General features: G+C 62.2%; 17 protein-coding genes. 9 read left to right on the plus strand and 8 right to left on the minus strand.

Annotated features, from left to right (window positions below):
• Window positions 1-36: 36 nt before the first annotated feature.
• Window positions 37-786, plus strand: a complete 750-nt coding sequence (locus RW095_RS16710) for an SDR family oxidoreductase (RefSeq protein WP_317017038.1) — start codon at window positions 37-39, stop codon at window positions 784-786.
• Window positions 787-883: 97 nt separating this feature from the next.
• Here RW095_RS16710 and RW095_RS16715 read toward each other — a convergent pair whose 3' ends face one another.
• The gene (locus tag RW095_RS16715; RefSeq protein ID WP_317017039.1) at window positions 884-1,630 is read right to left on the minus strand and encodes an SDR family oxidoreductase; all 747 of its coding nucleotides are present in this window, start codon (window positions 1,628-1,630) and stop codon (window positions 884-886) included.
• Between the two features lie 103 nt (window positions 1,631-1,733).
• Here RW095_RS16715 and RW095_RS16720 point away from each other — a divergent pair, with 103 nt between their 5' ends.
• Complete coding sequence (locus RW095_RS16720; RefSeq protein ID WP_317017041.1) at window positions 1,734-2,702, plus strand: LysR family transcriptional regulator; 969 nt, start codon at window positions 1,734-1,736, stop codon at window positions 2,700-2,702.
• Window positions 2,703-2,708: 6 nt separating this feature from the next.
• Here the strand turns inward: RW095_RS16720 and RW095_RS16725 are convergent, their stop codons facing one another.
• Window positions 2,709-3,164 carry a type II 3-dehydroquinate dehydratase gene (locus tag RW095_RS16725; RefSeq protein ID WP_317017042.1) on the minus strand — a complete coding sequence of 152 codons (456 nt, stop codon included), beginning with the start codon at window positions 3,162-3,164 and terminating at the stop codon, window positions 2,709-2,711.
• Between the two features lie 65 nt (window positions 3,165-3,229).
• Complete coding sequence (locus RW095_RS16730; protein WP_317017044.1) at window positions 3,230-4,606, minus strand: MFS transporter; 1,377 nt, start codon at window positions 4,604-4,606, stop codon at window positions 3,230-3,232.
• Between the two features lie 256 nt (window positions 4,607-4,862).
• Between RW095_RS16730 and RW095_RS16735 the strand changes: the two genes are divergently transcribed.
• Complete coding sequence (locus tag RW095_RS16735) at window positions 4,863-5,645, plus strand: IclR family transcriptional regulator (RefSeq protein ID WP_128584264.1); 783 nt, start codon at window positions 4,863-4,865, stop codon at window positions 5,643-5,645.
• Between the two features lie 40 nt (window positions 5,646-5,685).
• Here RW095_RS16735 and RW095_RS16740 read toward each other — a convergent pair whose 3' ends face one another.
• From RW095_RS16740 to RW095_RS16750, 3 genes are all read right to left on the minus strand, one after another.
• Window positions 5,686-6,753: an SDR family oxidoreductase gene (locus RW095_RS16740; protein WP_317019869.1), complete on the minus strand. Its 1,068-nt coding sequence runs from the start codon at window positions 6,751-6,753 to the stop codon at window positions 5,686-5,688.
• A gap of 214 nt (window positions 6,754-6,967) precedes the next feature.
• Window positions 6,968-8,239 (minus strand): cardiolipin synthase, encoded by a 1,272-nt coding sequence (gene cls / locus RW095_RS16745; protein ID WP_317017046.1) that lies wholly within the window; start codon window positions 8,237-8,239, stop codon window positions 6,968-6,970.
• Between the two features lie 252 nt (window positions 8,240-8,491).
• A complete protein-coding gene (locus RW095_RS16750; protein WP_317017048.1) occupies window positions 8,492-9,739 on the minus strand; it encodes an MFS transporter in 1,248 nt (415 codons plus the stop codon).
• 164 nt (window positions 9,740-9,903) lie between these two features.
• Between RW095_RS16750 and RW095_RS16755 the strand changes: the two genes are divergently transcribed.
• Window positions 9,904-10,359 carry a winged helix-turn-helix transcriptional regulator gene (locus RW095_RS16755; protein WP_317017049.1) on the plus strand — a complete coding sequence of 152 codons (456 nt, stop codon included), beginning with the start codon at window positions 9,904-9,906 and terminating at the stop codon, window positions 10,357-10,359.
• Between the two features lie 164 nt (window positions 10,360-10,523).
• Here the strand turns inward: RW095_RS16755 and RW095_RS16760 are convergent, their stop codons facing one another.
• The gene (locus RW095_RS16760) at window positions 10,524-11,405 is read right to left on the minus strand and encodes an alpha/beta fold hydrolase (protein ID WP_317017051.1); all 882 of its coding nucleotides are present in this window, start codon (window positions 11,403-11,405) and stop codon (window positions 10,524-10,526) included.
• Window positions 11,406-11,435: 30 nt separating this feature from the next.
• On the minus strand, window positions 11,436-12,575 hold the full coding sequence (locus RW095_RS16765) for an MFS transporter (protein WP_317017053.1): 1,140 nt from the start codon (window positions 12,573-12,575) through the stop codon (window positions 11,436-11,438).
• Window positions 12,576-12,631: 56 nt separating this feature from the next.
• Between RW095_RS16765 and RW095_RS16770 the strand changes: the two genes are divergently transcribed.
• The 5 genes from RW095_RS16770 (at window position 12,632) to RW095_RS16790 (ending at window position 16,161) form a co-directional block, all read left to right on the plus strand.
• Entirely contained in the window at window positions 12,632-13,039 is a 408-nt protein-coding gene (locus RW095_RS16770; RefSeq protein WP_317017054.1) for a substrate binding domain-containing protein, read from the plus strand.
• A gap of 162 nt (window positions 13,040-13,201) precedes the next feature.
• On the plus strand, window positions 13,202-13,741 hold the full coding sequence (locus tag RW095_RS16775) for a sigma-70 family RNA polymerase sigma factor (protein ID WP_317017056.1): 540 nt from the start codon (window positions 13,202-13,204) through the stop codon (window positions 13,739-13,741).
• Window positions 13,738-14,529, plus strand: a complete 792-nt coding sequence (locus RW095_RS16780; RefSeq protein ID WP_317017057.1) for an anti-sigma factor family protein — start codon at window positions 13,738-13,740, stop codon at window positions 14,527-14,529. The genes RW095_RS16775 and RW095_RS16780 overlap by 4 nt, the downstream gene beginning before the upstream one ends.
• A 305-nt stretch (window positions 14,530-14,834) precedes the next feature.
• Window positions 14,835-15,782 carry a metallophosphoesterase family protein gene (locus RW095_RS16785; protein WP_317017058.1) on the plus strand — a complete coding sequence of 316 codons (948 nt, stop codon included), beginning with the start codon at window positions 14,835-14,837 and terminating at the stop codon, window positions 15,780-15,782.
• 85 nt (window positions 15,783-15,867) lie between these two features.
• Window positions 15,868-16,161 carry a cupredoxin domain-containing protein gene (locus RW095_RS16790; RefSeq protein WP_317019870.1) on the plus strand — a complete coding sequence of 98 codons (294 nt, stop codon included), beginning with the start codon at window positions 15,868-15,870 and terminating at the stop codon, window positions 16,159-16,161.
• Window positions 16,162-16,198: the final 37 nt, after the last annotated feature.

Raw genomic sequence — 16,198 nt, forward strand, 5'->3', positions numbered from 1 at the left:
TGCGAGCAGTCGCCAACCTTTCCCACAGGAGTTTCGATGCAAACCGTGCTTATCACTGGCTGCTCTTCCGGCTTCGGTCGCGAGATTGCCCGCTATTTTCTCGCTCATGACTGGAGCGTCGTCGCGACCATGCGCACGCCGCGCGCGGACGTGCTGCCGCCTTCGGAGCGCCTGCGCATACTGGCGCTGGACGTCACGAACCCGAACAGCATCCGCGAGGCCGTAGAGGCGGCGGGACCGATCGACGTGCTCGTCAACAATGCGGGTGTCGGCGCGGCATCTCCGGCTGAGTTGACTCCACTATCAACGGTGCGCGAGGTGTTCGAGACCAACACTTTCGGCACGATCGCAATGACGCAGGCAGTGCTGCCGCAACTCCGGCAGCGCGGAGCCGGCGTGGTCGTCAACGTGACCTCGAGCGTCACGCTGAGGGCACTGCCGCTGCTCGCCGCGTATCGCGCAAGCAAAGCAGCGGTGAATGCCTTTACCGAGTCGATGGCGCTGGAACTCGAGCAATTCGGCGTGCGGGCGCGTCTGGTGTTGCCGGGCCGCGCGCCCGATACCCGCTTCGGCGAGAACGCGAGCACCAACATGCACGGATTTGAGCATGAGGCGTACGAGGATCTCGGCAAGAAGGTCTTTGCGCAGTTCGCGGATACGTCCTCGCAGATCACGTATGCGGAGGACGTCGCCAAAGCGGTGTGGCGCGCCGCGACCGATCCGTCAGCCCCGATGCACATTCCGGCTGGTGCCGATGCCGAAGCATGGGCGGCCGCGGCTCGCTGACCGGCTACCGTCGAACGAAATCGCTCGATGCCATTCAGGAACGCCTGGTCGAGCAAAACGAGCGCGACCAGTTCGCATGCGCTTGGCCCGCACGCTTTCACACAAGCCGCGATCCGCCGTCGAGGTTAAGCGTCGCCCCGTTCATCCAGCCGTTGGCCATGAGGAAGAGGACGCCCGCGCCTGCTTCGTCCGCGGTGCCTAACCGCTTCAGCGGCAGCGAATTGCGCATTGACTCGACAACTGCGTCGCGGTTGGCGCCGAGCGCCTTGCTGAAGATCGGTGTGTCGATCGGCCCGGGCGACAACGCGTTGACGCGGACCGGCGCGAGTTCCAGCGCAAGGCCGCGGGCAAAAGCCTCCATCGCGGCGGAAGCAGCGGCGAGCACTGCCGTCCCATATGCGGTGGGGCGGTCGGCGAGCGCGCCTGAAATCAGCGTGATCGAACCGTCCTGGCTCAAGCGGTCGCCAACCGCGCGGACCGCATCGACCGCGGACCAGATCCGCTCGTCGAAGGCGCGGCGCAGATAGTCGACCTCGGCCTCGCGAATCTTTCCCGCTACGAAGGTGCCAGCGAGCAGCACCAGATGATCGACTCGCGCGATGTCGCGCAGCGCGGCTTCGAGCGCAGCGCCGTCGGTAACGTCAGCCGCGCGCCAGCCGTCGAAGCCGTGCTTCGCGGCCACTTCTTCCGTGTTGGCCGCATTGCGCCCGACCACGATCACCTGTGCGCCGGCGGCCTTGGCCTGAGTCGCGGCCGCGAGACCGATGCCCGACGTGCCGCCGACAATCACCACGGTCGTGCCTGCGAGGTTGCTGGAAGTGCCGATGCTCGATGCGTTGCTCATGTTGTTCTCCGTTGAAGACGCCACTGCGGCGTCGTTGGAGAACAGATTAAATTGAAGCTGCTGCCTTGATAATTGAGCTGAAATTCGCTTTAATCGTGCCATCATGGAACAAATCGGACTTGAACGGCTAACGGGCTTGATTGCCTTCGCGCGAGCTGCTTCGCTCGGCAGCTACACAGCGGCGGCGCGGGCGCTGTCGGTTTCGCCGTCGGCGGTCAGCAAGAGCGTGCAGCGGCTCGAACAGCATTTCGGGCTGCGACTCTTCAGCCGGACCACGCGCTCGCTCACGCTGACCCCGGAAGGCCGCGACCTGCTCGAGCGCGCGCAGCGCCTGCTGCGGGAAGCCGAAGACATCGAGCAGGCGGTGGTCGCCGCCCGCGCGGAACCCGCCGGCACCATCAAGGTCACCGCACCGCTGCCGGTTGGCGTTCATATCCTCGCGCCAGCGCTGCCCGCCTTTCGCGCGCGGTATCCAAAGGTCAATGTCGATCTGCGCCTCGGCGATCAGTATGTGGACCTCATAGCGGAAGGCGTCGATATCGCAATACGCGCTGGCGACCCCGGCGATTCGCGGCTGATCTCGCGTCACCTTGCGCCGCACCGGCTATGCACGTTCGCATCGCCCGACTATCTGCGTCGACGCGGCGAGCCCCGGCATCCGGACGAGCTTCAGGCACACGAGTGCGTGAATTTCCGTTACCAGAGCACCGGTCAGGAAGCGCGCTGGCCATTCCAGACGGGCAAGAGTGTGCTGGAGATTGCGCCGGACGCGCCCATTACCATCGACGTCAGCGACGCAGTTGCAGCGGTGCTGGTGGCGGGCGGCGGCATCGGCCTTTCAGCAACGTATATCGCGGCGCCGTATATGAAGCGCGGAGAACTGGTGCCGGTCATGTACGAGTTCGCGCACGCCCGCTTTCCGCTGACCGCGCTATGGCCGGAGAGCCGGCGCGGCAATCCGAACGTGAAGGCGTTCGTTGCGTTTCTCGCCGAGATCTTTCCATCTCCGGCTCCGTGGGACCAGCATATCGAGGCAGTTGCCCGCGCACGCAAGCTTGACCGTGGACGGTAATGTCCGTTAGTCGAATGCCGGCGCTTTCCCAAGCGCCATTGCCATCGCCTGCAATGCGACCAGGTAGCCATTCGCACCGAGACCGCAGATCACGCCCGTGGCTGCGCGCGAAATCAGCGAGTGCCGATAGGTTTCGTCGCGTTTATGAATGTTGGTGATGTGCAGCTCGATCAACGGTTGCTGGATAAGTTTGACGGCATCGAAGACAGGCACCGACGCAAACGAAAAGCCCGCCGGATTGATGATCACTGCGGCGTTGCGCTCGAACGCCTCCTGCAACCAGTCGACGAGCGTCGCTTCGCTATTGGTCTGGCGGAAGTCACATGTCAGCGCCAGTTGCTCAGCGAGCGCCTCGACCCGCTGCTGTATCTGCGCAAGCGTGATCGCGCCGTAGAGATGCGGCTCGCGCTTGCCGAGCATGTTCAGGTTCGAGCCATTCAGCACATAGACGAGGTCAGTCATTATCGGTTTGCCTGTTTCATAAAAGCGGACGTTGCGTGATGCGTGATGCGAAGGCGCGACGGGCATCAAGTGTGGCGCCCGTTGCCGATGCCAGCCGATACATAGTTCGAATCGCCCGTCACTGCGGAAGTGGAATCGGTGCGATTCATGTCGATGCCGAGCGTTTCGCGCGCCGTCAGGATCGCGATCAGCGAAATGACGTTGAACGCGACGCATACGGCCACCACGCCCCACGGCGAACCGTGGCAAACCGAGAACAGCCACACCGCGAGCACGGGCATCGGACCACCTGCGATGAGGTTCGCGCCGGTATATGCGAGGGCCGAACCGGAATAGCGCACGTTAGTCGGGAAGGCTTCCGCGAATGCGACCGGTTGAATGCCGCTCTGGAACTGCGTGAAACCCAGGAAAAAGCCCATGGCCGCAAGCATCGGCAGGAAGCTCTTCGTGTCGAGAATCTGGAAGTAGACGAACAGCATCAGCAAGGTCGCCGTGGAACCGATGGCGAGCGCCTTGCGACGGCCGATCCGGTCGCTCAGCATGCCGCCCGCGAGCGCTCCGACAATCGCGCAGACGTTCGCGCCCATCAACAGCAGAAAGCCGGTTTGCTTCGGGATGGCAAGCGTCTTCGTGATGTAGCTGAGCGAGAACACGACGATCAGATAAAAGATCGCGGCCGGTCCGCAGAAGAACAGCATCCAGCGCAGCACGGTTCGCCAGTGCAGACGCAGCGCGTCACGCAGCGGACTGCTCACATGCACAACTTCCGTTTTGCGCAACTCGACGAAGGCCGGCGTCTCGCTGACCTTCAGGCGGATATATACGCCGACAATCACCAGCTCGAAGCTCAGCACAAACGGTATGCGCCAGCCATACGAGTCGAACGCGCTCGCCGACATCGTGGAGGCGAGCAGTAGCAGCACGCCGTTCGCCATGATCTGACTCAGCGGCGAGCACAAGCCCAGCAGGCCGGAATACTTGCCGCGGCGATCCGCGCTGGCGTGTTCGATGGCCATCAGCTGCGCGCCAGTCGATTCGCCACCCAGCGCGAAGCCTTGCAGAATGCGCAGTACGACGAGCAGGATCGGCGCCCATACGCCGATGCTGTCATAGGTCGGCAGCAAACCCATCAGCATCGACGCCAGACCCATCACCGTGACCGTGCCAAGCATCAGGTTGCGGCGCCCGAGCTTGTCGCCGAGGTGTCCGCAGATGATCGCGCCGAGCGGACGCGCGGCGAGACCCACGCCGAACGTTGCCAGCGAAGCCAGCAACGCGGAAGTCGAGTCCATCGACGGGAAAAACAGTTTGGGAAGTACCGTTGCGGCCAATGCGCCGTAGAGCGTGAAATCGAACCACTCCAGCGCGGTGCCGACTGCGGCGGCGGTTACCGCGCGGGTGCGCATCGCCGCAGACGAGCTGTGTTGTGCGTCATGTGCCATGTTGTCTCCTTGACCTGCCGCCGTGCGAAACATGCCGTGCGGAATATGGCGGAAGCGCGGACGGCCGCCGCCGTCCACTGCTCCCGCGCTTTATACGTTGCTGTTTGCCGGGACTCCGGGGTGCTTCGGGAATCTCGTGAACCAAGATTAGCATTGGTGGTTGGGACGCTATTCCAGGGTGGAATTTCGTTTCATATCGTGCAACCATTCGACTTCACCGCACTCCGCTGAAGCACGCGGATCTCTGGAGATAGATATGCCCGGCGTCACAGAACGCACCATGGCGGTCCTTGAATTTCTGGCCACGCAGATGGAAGGCACACCGCTCGCGCTGATCGCGGATGAGCTCGATATTCCGCGCAGCGCGTGTCACCGCCTGCTGGTCGATTTGAAGAATTGCGGCTATGTGCGGCAGTTGCGCGAGCACGGCGACTATGTGCTGACCACCAAGCTCGTCGGCTTGGGGTTGGGGTATCTCGCGACATCGGGGATCGTGGATATCGCGCAGACCGTCCTTGATCGCCTCGCCGAAAAATCGGGCGAACTGGTGCGGCTTGCAATAGTCGACGGCGACAGGCTGACGTGGGTCGCCAAGTCGCAAGGCGCATTGAAAGGCCTGCGCTACGACCCCGACATGGGCATGGACACGATCCTGTCGTGCAGCGCCACGGGCCACGCCTGGATGATGACGATGACCGACGAGCGGGCGCTGGAACTCGTCTCGCGGCAAGGCTTCGGGCAGCCCAAACAGTACGGCCCGAACGCGCCGACTACAATTGCCGGCTTGTTGAAATTCGTTCACGCCGCGCGCGAGCGCGGCTATGCAACCATCAACGAAGTGTTTGCGCCCGGCATGACGGCGATGGCCGCGCCCGTCCTGCGACGCGGTTATCCCGCCATGGGCGTGATCAGCATAGCGGGACCGCTCGTGCGGCTCGACGAGAAGCGCATGGCGAGCCTCGGCTCGACGCTAATCGCGGCAGCCGCCGAACTGGCGGCCGCAAGCCACGCATCGCCACTATTCGATCGCCGACGTTGATGACGTGACCGGCGCGGCGCAGCCGCTCTCGCGCTTCGGCTCAACGCGGAATGAGCCGCTCGGCCTTGAGCCGGTCGAACAGTTCGAAGAAAGCGTCAGGCGTGCTCTGATAATCGAGGAATCCGGCCTTGCGGCTCTTCGTCATATCGGTCAGCACTTCCATTGGACGCCCCAGATCTGCGTCTGTATGCCACCAGGACGCGAGCTTGCCGATATCGCTTTCGCGCAGATCGAACTGTGCGGCAATGTCGGCCCATTGCTTGCCCGCATCCTGCATGTGGTTTTCGAGCGGACGCACGACGCCGTCGAACGGTGCCGTTTCAACGCCGAAGTATTCCGCGAGTCGCGGCCACAGCCATTTCCAACGAAACACGTCGCCGTTGACCACGTTGAAGTCTTCATTGCGCGCATTCGGCGATGTGGCGGCCCATTCGAGATGACGTGCGAGAAGGCGGGCGTCGGTCATGTCGGTGAGACTTTCCCATTGCGCGGCGGAGCCCGGGAAGACGAACGGCTGACCCGTGTGTTTGCACAGCGTTGCATAGACGGCGAGCGTCATGCCCATGTTCATCGCATTGCCGATCGCGAATCCGATGATCGTGTGCGGACGATGCACGCTCCAACTGAAGCCGTATTGCGCGGCGGCATCGAACAGGCGGTCTTCCTGCTCGTAGTAGAAGTTATCGACGTTCTGACGTCCCTGCTCCTCGCGAAACGGTGTTATGGGCACGGCGCCCGTTGCATATGCCTCGAACGGTCCGAGATGGTGCTTGAGCCCCGTAACCAGTGCCGCGTGCCGCAATGTGCCCGTCGTACCGAGCGCGTCCAGCACATGCTGCACCATGCCGCCGTTCACGCGGATGTTCTCCTGCTCTGTGGCTTGCCGCGCCCACGCGGTGAAGAACACATGGGTGAAAGTCTTGCCGGCTAGCGCCGCGCTAACGGATTGCGCGGAGGTCAGGTCGGCGGTGATGGCTTCCATGCCGGGCGGCACGGCCGTGCGGCCGCGCGAGAGGCCCGCCACGTTCCAGCCGGTCGAGCGCAACTGGTTGGCAAGATTGCTGCCGACGATACCGCTTGCGCCGATGATGATTGCGCGTTTTTCCATGAGGGAGATAGCCAAGTAAGTGAATTCCTGTCGACCCGGGCGGTTCTGCGACCGGCTTTAACTGCCTTTACCGCCTTTTACCCGGGAACGAAGCGCGTCTCCCCATTGCTCAGGCGGCGCGCCGTTTAAAGCATAGTTGCAGCAAGCGGCGGACCGCGGCATATCACGGCGCCCGCAGGTCGAAGTAGGCGAGTGCGACGCGGCGACCCAATCGTCAAAGCTGCGGATCGAGCAGCGCGACGGCGCGTTCCAGCAGCTTTTCGGCGAGCGGACGACGGCGCCAGTCGTCGAGCGTGATGCGTTTCGCGCGAGCGACGTCGTTGTCGAAAATCGCCGTCTGCTGGCGCGCGAAATCGCGATCGTAGATGTTGAGATTGGCCTCGTCGTTGAGTTTGAACGAGCGGCTGTCGAAGTTCGTCGAGCCGACCGACACCAGATACTCGTCTACCACAATCAGCTTGCAGTGGAACATCGTTGGCTGGTACTCGTATATCTCGACGCCTGCCTCAAGAAGGTCGCCCCAGCAGGCACGCGACGCCTCGCGCACCGTGCGCGTGTCGATATGCTTGCCCGGCGTAATGATGCGCACCTTCACGCCGCGCTTCGCGGCCTCGACAATTGCGTTGATGGTCAGCTTGTCGGGCACGAAGTACGCGCTCGACAGGTGGATGGAATGCGTCGCGGCGGTGATCGCCATGAGGTACATCAGCTGCATGTCGTCGCTGCCGCCCGAGGGCGAGCTGCTGAACATATGCGCGAGGCCGTCGCCCGCGGCGTCGATCTCTGGAAAGTATGGCGAGCCGTGCAGCACGTTTCCGGTTGCCTTGACCCAGTTGTCCATGAAGACAGCCTGCATCTGTCCGACCGCCGGGCCTGCGACGCGAAAGTGCGTGTCGCGCCAGTGCTTCTCGTCCTGCGCGTGCCCGGTCCATTCGTCGGCGATACCCACGCCGCCCGTATAGCCGATGCGTCCGTCGATCACGAGCAGCTTGCGGTGTGTGCGATCGTTCATACGGCCGAGACCCGTCCAATGCGGCTTGTGATACTGGATGACTTCGGCACCCGCATCGCGCAGCATCTGTAGATAGCGCTTATCCATCTTCGACGAGCCGACCCAGTCGAGCAGCACATGCACCGCGACACCCGCACGCGCCTTCTCGGACAATGCATGCGCAATCTTTTCGCCGATCGCGCCGGACCAGTAAATGAAAGTTTCGAAGGTGATTGTGTGCTGCGCCGAGAGGATGCCTTCCATCATCGAAGGAAAGATCTCGTCGCCGTTCACGAGCACCTGGAAGTGATTGCCCCCGACAACGGGCGGCCCGAGCAGCAGCCCCATTGAGCGGGTGAACTGAGGATCGTCGCTCGCGTAGAGCCTTTCGATCTTGTGCTCGATCTTCTTCTCGCCGCTCGTCAGGTTCGCGACTACGAGCACGACGACGAGCGTTACCGCGACCGTCAGGATAATCAGGGCAATCGTCGGCATGCGCGGGTCTCCCGTAGCGGACGTGCGTCCGGAACCGTAAGTGTACGGGCGTTTTGCGCGGCGGATGAGTCAGCAAGCGCACGATATTGCCTGTGCGTCGGCAGAGGAGTGCGGAATGCCGCGCGGCGATTCGAGCGACCGCGGCTTTGATCGCGCCGTTCACCGAACCTGGCCGATTGTGGTGAACAAGTCGGCGCTCAAAGTCGAGTTGGCTTGCCCGGGCAACGACCGGTTGCGAAACGAAAGCCTCAGTTATCGAGCGAGACGCGCCTGCGCGAGAGCCAGCGTTACAGCCCACATCAGGAACGCGGCCATGCTGAGCGCAAAGCCAAGCGTGCAGACTCCGACCCACCCCGTGCGCGTATATACGTAGGTAGAAGCTGCCGCGCCGAGACCGCTTCCCGCCGAATAAAAGAGCATGTAGCAACCGACCAGGCGACTTTGTGCTTCAGGCCGAAGCCGGAAGATCATGCTCTGGTTGATGACATGAACCGCCTGGCCACCCATGTCGAGCAACACGATGCCCGCGATCAACGCCAGCATGCTGTGTTGCATGAAGCCAATCGGTATCCACGACATGAGCAGGCAGACGAGCGCCGCCCCGGTAGTCCATTGCCCAAGGCCGCGATCGGCAAGGCGCCCGGCTCTGGCTGCCGCCAACGCCCCGATTGCGCCAACCAGCCCGAAGGCGCCGATCTGCGTATGCGACATAGCAAACGGTGATGCGCTGAGCGGTAATACAAGAGCGCTCCAGAAGGTGCTGAATGCCCCGAACATGAGGAGCCCGATGGTGCCACGAACCTGTAGAACCCGTTCCGACGCAAGCAGGGTAACCATCGACCGTAGCAATTTCGGGTAGCTCATTTTGACGGGGTTCACGCGTGGCGCCGGCAACGCGATCCGCAGCACGATCAGCATGACGATTGTCAACAGCCCCGATATCAGATAGACCGACCGCCAGCCGAGAAGATCGGTAACGAGGCCCGCGAAGCAGCGAGCCATCAGCAGACCGACCACGACCCCGCTTTGAGCAGCGCCGACCACGCGGCCGCGCTCCGATTCGTGCGCAAGCGCCGCTGCGTATGCAATGAGTCCTTGCGTCATGGCGGTACCGAGCATGCCGACTCCGACCATGCCGATCATCAGCATGAGCGGCGAGCCCACCATTCCGGTCATGGTCAATGCGGTGGCCAGCAGTATCAGTTGCGCACAGATCAAGCGTTTCCGGTTCAGGAGATCGCCGAGCGGGACGAGAAGCAGCAACGCCAACGCGCAACCGAGTTGCGTTGCGGTGATCACCCCGCCGACCGCGGCCTGCTGGATACCAAAGTCTGCGGCAATGGCGTCGAGAAGCGGTTGCGCGTAGTAGACATTGGCGACGCTCATCGCGCAACACACTGCGAGGAGTAGAACCAGCGCTGCCGGTATGGCATGCCGCACCTGCACTTCGCCTGACTTGGGCCGGTCCTTCACAACGCACTGTGTGCATCCAGAATCCATGTATCGCCTTTACGCAAACTGATATGTAGTTGCACAATGAAACTAGGTGAAGTGTATTCACGCTTGTTTTAAAATGCAACTGGTTCGAGCGCGGCGGAGTTTTCACCTCTTCGTGTGGCGCGCGGGCTGAACGATAATGGCTCGGTCAAAAGGAGGTGTCGCAGATGGCTGCGCGTAAGAGTCTTGCGGATTCGTCGTGCCCGGTCGCACGAGCACTTGATATCGTAGGGGACCGGTGGGCGCTGCTCATCGTGCGTGACGCATTCGACGGCGTGCGCCGTTTCGGGCAATTCCAGGAGAGCCTGGATATTGCGCGCAACATCCTCACCGACCGGCTGCGGCGCCTCGTCGAAGCGGGAGTGCTTGAAGTTGTCGCCGCATCTGACGGGTCCGCATATCAGGAGTACATTTTGACGCCGAAGGGTGCAGCGCTCTTCCCGGTGATCGTCACGTTGCGGCAGTGGGGCGAAGGCAACCTGTTCGGACGCGGCGAAAAGCGCTCGCAGTTGATCGACCGTGCAAGCGGCAGACCGGTGCCTAAGGTGACACTGCGCAGCGCGGATGGAGAGGCGCTGGCGCCGGTTGATACCTTCGTGAAGAAAGTCGCGGTGCGCGTCTAGGAGGCGACTATGCCGCCGGGGCCGGCGGCGATAGCCGTGCGACGGTGGCCGCGCTGGTTGCCTCACTGACCCGAAACGAGGTCGACGCGCACAGATAGCGAAAAGTGTTCACCATGCCGAGCCACGAGACGCCGGCACCGTTGCACGCTCTTGTAAGCACGTCATCACTCTGTGCGATGCACACGCCGCAGAAAGTCGAGCGTCAACGTGGCGATCCCGTCAGTCGCCTCCTCGAGCGCGAAGTGGCCCGCATCGAGCACATGCACTTCCGCGTCCGGAACATCGCGCTGGTAAGCATGCGCGCCCGACACCGTGAACGACGGATCGTATTTGCCCCACGTCACGAGCGTCGGCGGCTGGTGTTCCCGCAACCAGGCCTGCCAGCGTGGATAGGATTCCAGATTCGTGCGGTAGTCGTAGAAGAGATCGGTCTGGATCGCAGCCTGTCCGGGGCGCGCCAGAAAGTGTTGCTCGTCGCGCCAGTTGTCCGGATCGTAGCGTTGTGGATCGGGACTCGTGCCCACGTGGCGCCCCTTCAATGCATCCGGCGACGCGAGATTGAGCCATAAGCGGTCTTCGTGCTGGGCGCGGTCTTTCCAGAACGCTTTGCGCGTTTCCCACAACGGCCCGAGCCCCTCTTCATGCGCGACTGCGTTCTGGACCACGATGCCGGTCACTTTCTCCGGCCTCGCCATCGCAAGACGGAATCCCACCGGGCCGCCGTAATCGGCCATGAAGAGCACATGACGATCGAGCTTGAGCGCGTCGGTGAACTGTTCGATGGATCGCGCGAGATTGTCGAACGTGTACGCGTAGCGATGCGGCGGGGGCGCTTCGCTGTTGCCGAAGCCCGGATAGTCCGGTGCGATCAGATGAAACTCGCGCGCGAGAAACGGCATCAGCGATTCGTACATGCGCGAGGATGACGGAAAGCCGTGCAGCAGCAGAACAGTCGGCGCATCTTTCGGGCCGGCCTCGCGATAAAAAATATCGACGCCATCCACGTTGACGGTCGGATAGCGGAAGGTAGAGCGGGTTGCGTCCATGGTCGGGTCCTCCAGTTTAAGAGTTCGGTTTCAGGGCCGATGCTCGCTTGCGGGCGGTGCGGGCGGTGCAGGTTGTGCGGATGCCGGCGTTTGCAGCACATGCAGAGCACCGGCCGCCACGGCGAACAGGGCGGCAGCGACACACACACCTGTCCAGTGTCCATGCGCCCACGCCGGTCCGGCGAGCAGCGCGCCGATTGCGCTGCCGACGAAAAAAAGTCCAGTGAAAAGGCCGTTCACGCGGCCGCGAACATGCGGGTTCAGCAGGTTGACCGCGCGGCGCCCCAACGCCTGATCGCCGATCACGCCGAGGTCGAGCAGCAGTGCAGCGACGACTAGCAGCGCCAGCGAAGCGGCAGGAGACAAGCGGTCGCTGCCTCCGAGTAGCGCAATGCCGGCCGCGAGCGCGACGATCGTGTGGAAGGCGATCGTGCTTTGTCGGTCGAAACCTCGATCGCCGAGGCGTCCCGCAACCGGCGCGATGATCGTGCTGCCCGCGCCGGCGAGCGCGAACAGGCCGATGCCGGTATGGCCGAGGCGAAGCGGCCAGCTCGCGAGCTTCAGTGCGACGTTGGTCCAGAACAGGTTGAACGAGACCATCAGCAGGCCCTGATAGAGCGCGCGGCGCCGCAGCACGGGCTCGTCGCGAATCAGATGCAGCAGCGAGCCGATCAGCGCCGCATATGAGCTACGGTGCACGGGACGCCGTTCCGGTACATGCGTCCAGAGCCACGCGGTCATCGCTGCGAGCGCGGCAGCGTCGATTGCATAGTAGCTGCGCCAGCCGAGCGCGCCGGCGATCAGACTCGCCGCCGGCCTCGACAGCAGCACGCCGAGCATCAGCCCGCTCATCACGTCGCCGACCACGCGACCGCGATCCGCCTCCTGCTCCTGCGAAGCGACTACCGGCACGAGCATCTGGATTGCGCTCGACGTCAAGCCGACGAAGAACGACGCGATCAGGAATGCTACCGGCTCGCGGGCGGCGGCGACCACGCTCAACGACACCACCTGCGCACCGAGTGTCGCGATGATGAGCCGGCGATTCGGCAACAGATCGACGAGCGGTACCAGAAGCAGCAGCCCGGCGGAGTAGCCGGCGAGCGTAAGCATGGTCACGAGATTGGCCCAACGGCCGAGTCCCACCGAGGTGGCGAGATCGTTGACCAATCCCTGCGACGCCTGACTCGAATCTGATTGCGCGGCGGCTCGGCACGATCCGTCGCGTGACGTTCGCCTCGCCTGCCTATCTGGAAGCGCGCGGGCGTCCGGTGCGGCCTGCGGATCTCAAGCAGCACGATTGCGTAGTGCGTTCGGCGCTGCCGGAGGCCTCGTTGTGGCGTTACCGCAGCAAACGCGGCGAGGACGAGTCGGTGCAGGTGCGCGGCCGCTTCGAAAGCAACAGCACGGCGGCGCTGAAAGACGCGGTGGCGAGTGGTCTCGGCATCGGCCGGGCCGCGTACTGGCAGATCGGCGACCTCGTGCAGCAGCGCCGCGTGGAACTTGTTCTGACCGACTACGAACTGTCTCCCCTGCCGTTGCAGGCGCTATGGCTGCCCACGCGGCGTCTGCCCGCGCGCACGCGTCTGTTCGTGGAGTTTCTGGCGGCGCGGCTGGAAAGCGTCGCCTTATAGTACGGCGGCGCCGATCAGGCAATCAGCCTTGTGCCTTCCGTAGCCGTTAGGCTAGTCTCGTACGAGCACCAGATGGATTTTGCACTTCGGGAATAAAAGTGACACGCCGGCAGTCTGCTGTTGGTCGGTCACACTTTGCCGTTACAGCAGGGATTCCGAGAGATGGCCGATCCGATTACCGTGCAGCGCTTCGAGAAGCTCGTGTTAGTTCATATGAATTCGGCCTTCAACGTTGCGCGTTGGCTCACGCATAACGACCAGGATGCACAGGACGTGGTCCAGGAGGCGTACCTTCGCGCGTTCAGGTTCTTTGGCGGATTTCGCGGGGATGACGCGCGCGCGTGGCTCTTGAGCATCGTGCGTAATACCTTCTACACGTGGTACCTCCAGAACCGGAGTCACACGGCGGATACCACGATGTTCGAGGAAGAAATGCATAGCCTGGAAACCGGCACCGCTGATCGGGACGACGGTCCGGAAGCCGTGCTGATCCGCAGTCAAAGCCGGAAACGGGTGCACAAGGCATTGCAGAGTCTGAGCCTGGAGTACCGCGAAGTGATCGTGCTGCGCGAACTGGAAGATTTGTCGTACAAGGAGATTGCGGCCATCGTGGGCATTCCGATGGGCACTGTGATGTCTCGCCTCGGGCGCGGGCGCCGGCAACTCGCATTACTGCTCGCACCGACGGATGAGGAGGCATGATGGATCACGAACAGGCGTTGCAACTGCTGCCAGGCTATATCGACGAGGAACTGAGCCTGTCGGAATCGCTTGATTTCGAACGCCACCTCGCAACCTGCGAGGAATGCCGACGGATTTACGAGCAAGATCGTCAGGTCAACGCGCAGCTCAGGCAGGCGGATTTGCGCATGGATGCGCCGCCAGAGCTGGTGAAACGGATCAAGGCTGCGCTGCCTGGGCGCCCCTCGCTCTGGCAACGGCTGCGCGATCGGTTCGGCGGGCGGTCCGCGGGCCGGTCGCTCGGTTGGTCACCGGTTGGCGCGATGGCGTTGAGCATTGTCGCGCTTGTAGGAGGCGCGAGTCTGTTCGTCGCGGCGCCCTCCGGCGAGACGCGCCTGACGGAGGAGCTCGTCGACAGTCATGTTCGCTCATTGCAGGTCAACCATCTCTCCGACGTGATCTCAACGGACCGGCATACGGTCAAGCCCTGGTTCGACGGGAAGCTCGATTTTGCGCCACCAGTAGTCGATCTCGCGCAGCAGGGATATCCGCTGATCGGTGGCCGGCTCGATTATCTGAACGGCCGGTCGGTTGCGGTGATGGTGTATCGCTACAAGTTGCACCCGGTCAATCTTTACGTGTGGCCAGGTAACGATGCAGGCGCGCCGCCGCCGCGCATTTACGAGGAGAAGGGTTATCACGTCGCCCACTGGAGCGTCGCGGGGATGAATTACTGGGCGATCTCCGACGCCGGTAAAGCGGAACTGAACGGCTTCGTAACGACTCTGCTTGCGCATCCCGCTTTGTAGCCGCAGCGCTGCACGCGCGTTGTAATCGCAGCGGTGCGACGGAATCCCGGCCATTGCGTTGTTGCGCCGGTCGTCATGAACATTCCGAAACGGAACGCGTAATGTCAAACGGATCTTTATTATTTCGGGTTGCTAAAGATAATGACGTGCAACACGCCTCTGCTATGCACTGACATGCTGAACTGCGGCATCCCCAATCCGACGCAGCGACCGCCATGGAATAAATCACATTCCCCCGCAGTCTACTGATTGAACGCAGCCGGCTGGTCCAGCCGCCTGCCTCGTCAATCCATTGTGAGGTGAATATGTCGTCAGATCATCCATCCGATCCGTCGCGCCGGGGCGTACTTAAATGTTTAGCGTTCGGTGGCGTGGGCACCGTGTTCGTATTAACCGGCGGTGTTCTTTTGCCGGTGGATTTGGCCCTCGCGGCCACACCCAAGGACGCTTCAGCAGGTTCGGGAGGAGTCCCGCTCTTCCTGCAGATCAGCGACTCACACATTGGCTTCAAAAAGGAAGCGAATCCGGACGTCGCGGGGACGCTCAAGCAGACGATCGATTTCGTCAACGCGATGCCCGTCAAACCGGCGCTGACGATTCATACAGGCGACATCACGCATCTTTCGAAGCCTGAGGAGTTCGACCTCGCGGCGCAGCTGATGTCGGGCCTGAACATTACCGAACTGCACACCGTGCCGGGCGAGCATGATGTTACCGATGGACCCGGGGCAGAGTATTTCAAACGTTTCGGTCAAGCGTCGGACAACAAGGGTTACTACAGCTTCGACCACAGTGGCGTGCATTTTGTTGGTCTCGTCAACGTCATGCACTTCAAGCCTAATGGCCTGGGAAGCCTGGGCGACGAGCAACTCGAGTGGCTGGAGAAAGATCTGAAGGGCCGCTCTTCGAGCACGCCGATCGTTGTCTTCGCGCACATGCCGATGTGGACGATCTACGAACCGTGGGGTTGGGGTACTGGCGATGCGGGGCAGGCCATGAGTTATCTGAAGCGCTTCGGGTCGGTGACCGTGCTAAACGGCCATATCCATCAGATCGTATCGAAAGTGGAAGGCAACGTTACTTTCCATACCGCTCGCTCGACAGCCTATCCGCAGCCGACAGCTGGCAACGGGCCCGGACCCGGGCCGCTTACGGTGTCCAGTGCAGAACTCCCACGGATGCTGGGCGTAACGAGCGTCAAGATCATGCGGCATCCAGTGAGAGCGACGCTCGCCGATACGACGCTCGTCTGAGCGCAAGACCCTGGCTACCAACGAGGATCCAATCATGCAAACGACTACCTTTCGCTACGCCTTTGTTATCTGTGTCGGAGTGGCGATGCTCATTGCAATGTGTGCTATTTCCGCCGTCGTGCAAGCTCAGCAGTCCAACGCTGTTGTCATCAAGGATTTTATGTTCTCGCCGATGTCGCTTACGGTCAAAGCCGGGGCGACCGTGACCTGGAAAAACCTCGATAGCGAACCGCACGTTGTTGTCAACGATGCGGGTCTCTTCCGCTCAGCCGCGCTCGATCAGAACGACACTTACCAGTTCAAGTTCGATAAGCCGGGAGTCTATAAGGTCTTTTGCAGCATACATCCGAATATGAAGGAGACGATTACCGTGCAGTAAATGTACTCGAGTAGACAGGCGGGCGCTGAAACCGTCC

The sequence above is a fragment of the Paraburkholderia kirstenboschensis genome (assembly GCF_032806925.1).
Taxonomy (GTDB): Bacteria; Pseudomonadota; Gammaproteobacteria; order Burkholderiales; family Burkholderiaceae; genus Paraburkholderia; species Paraburkholderia kirstenboschensis.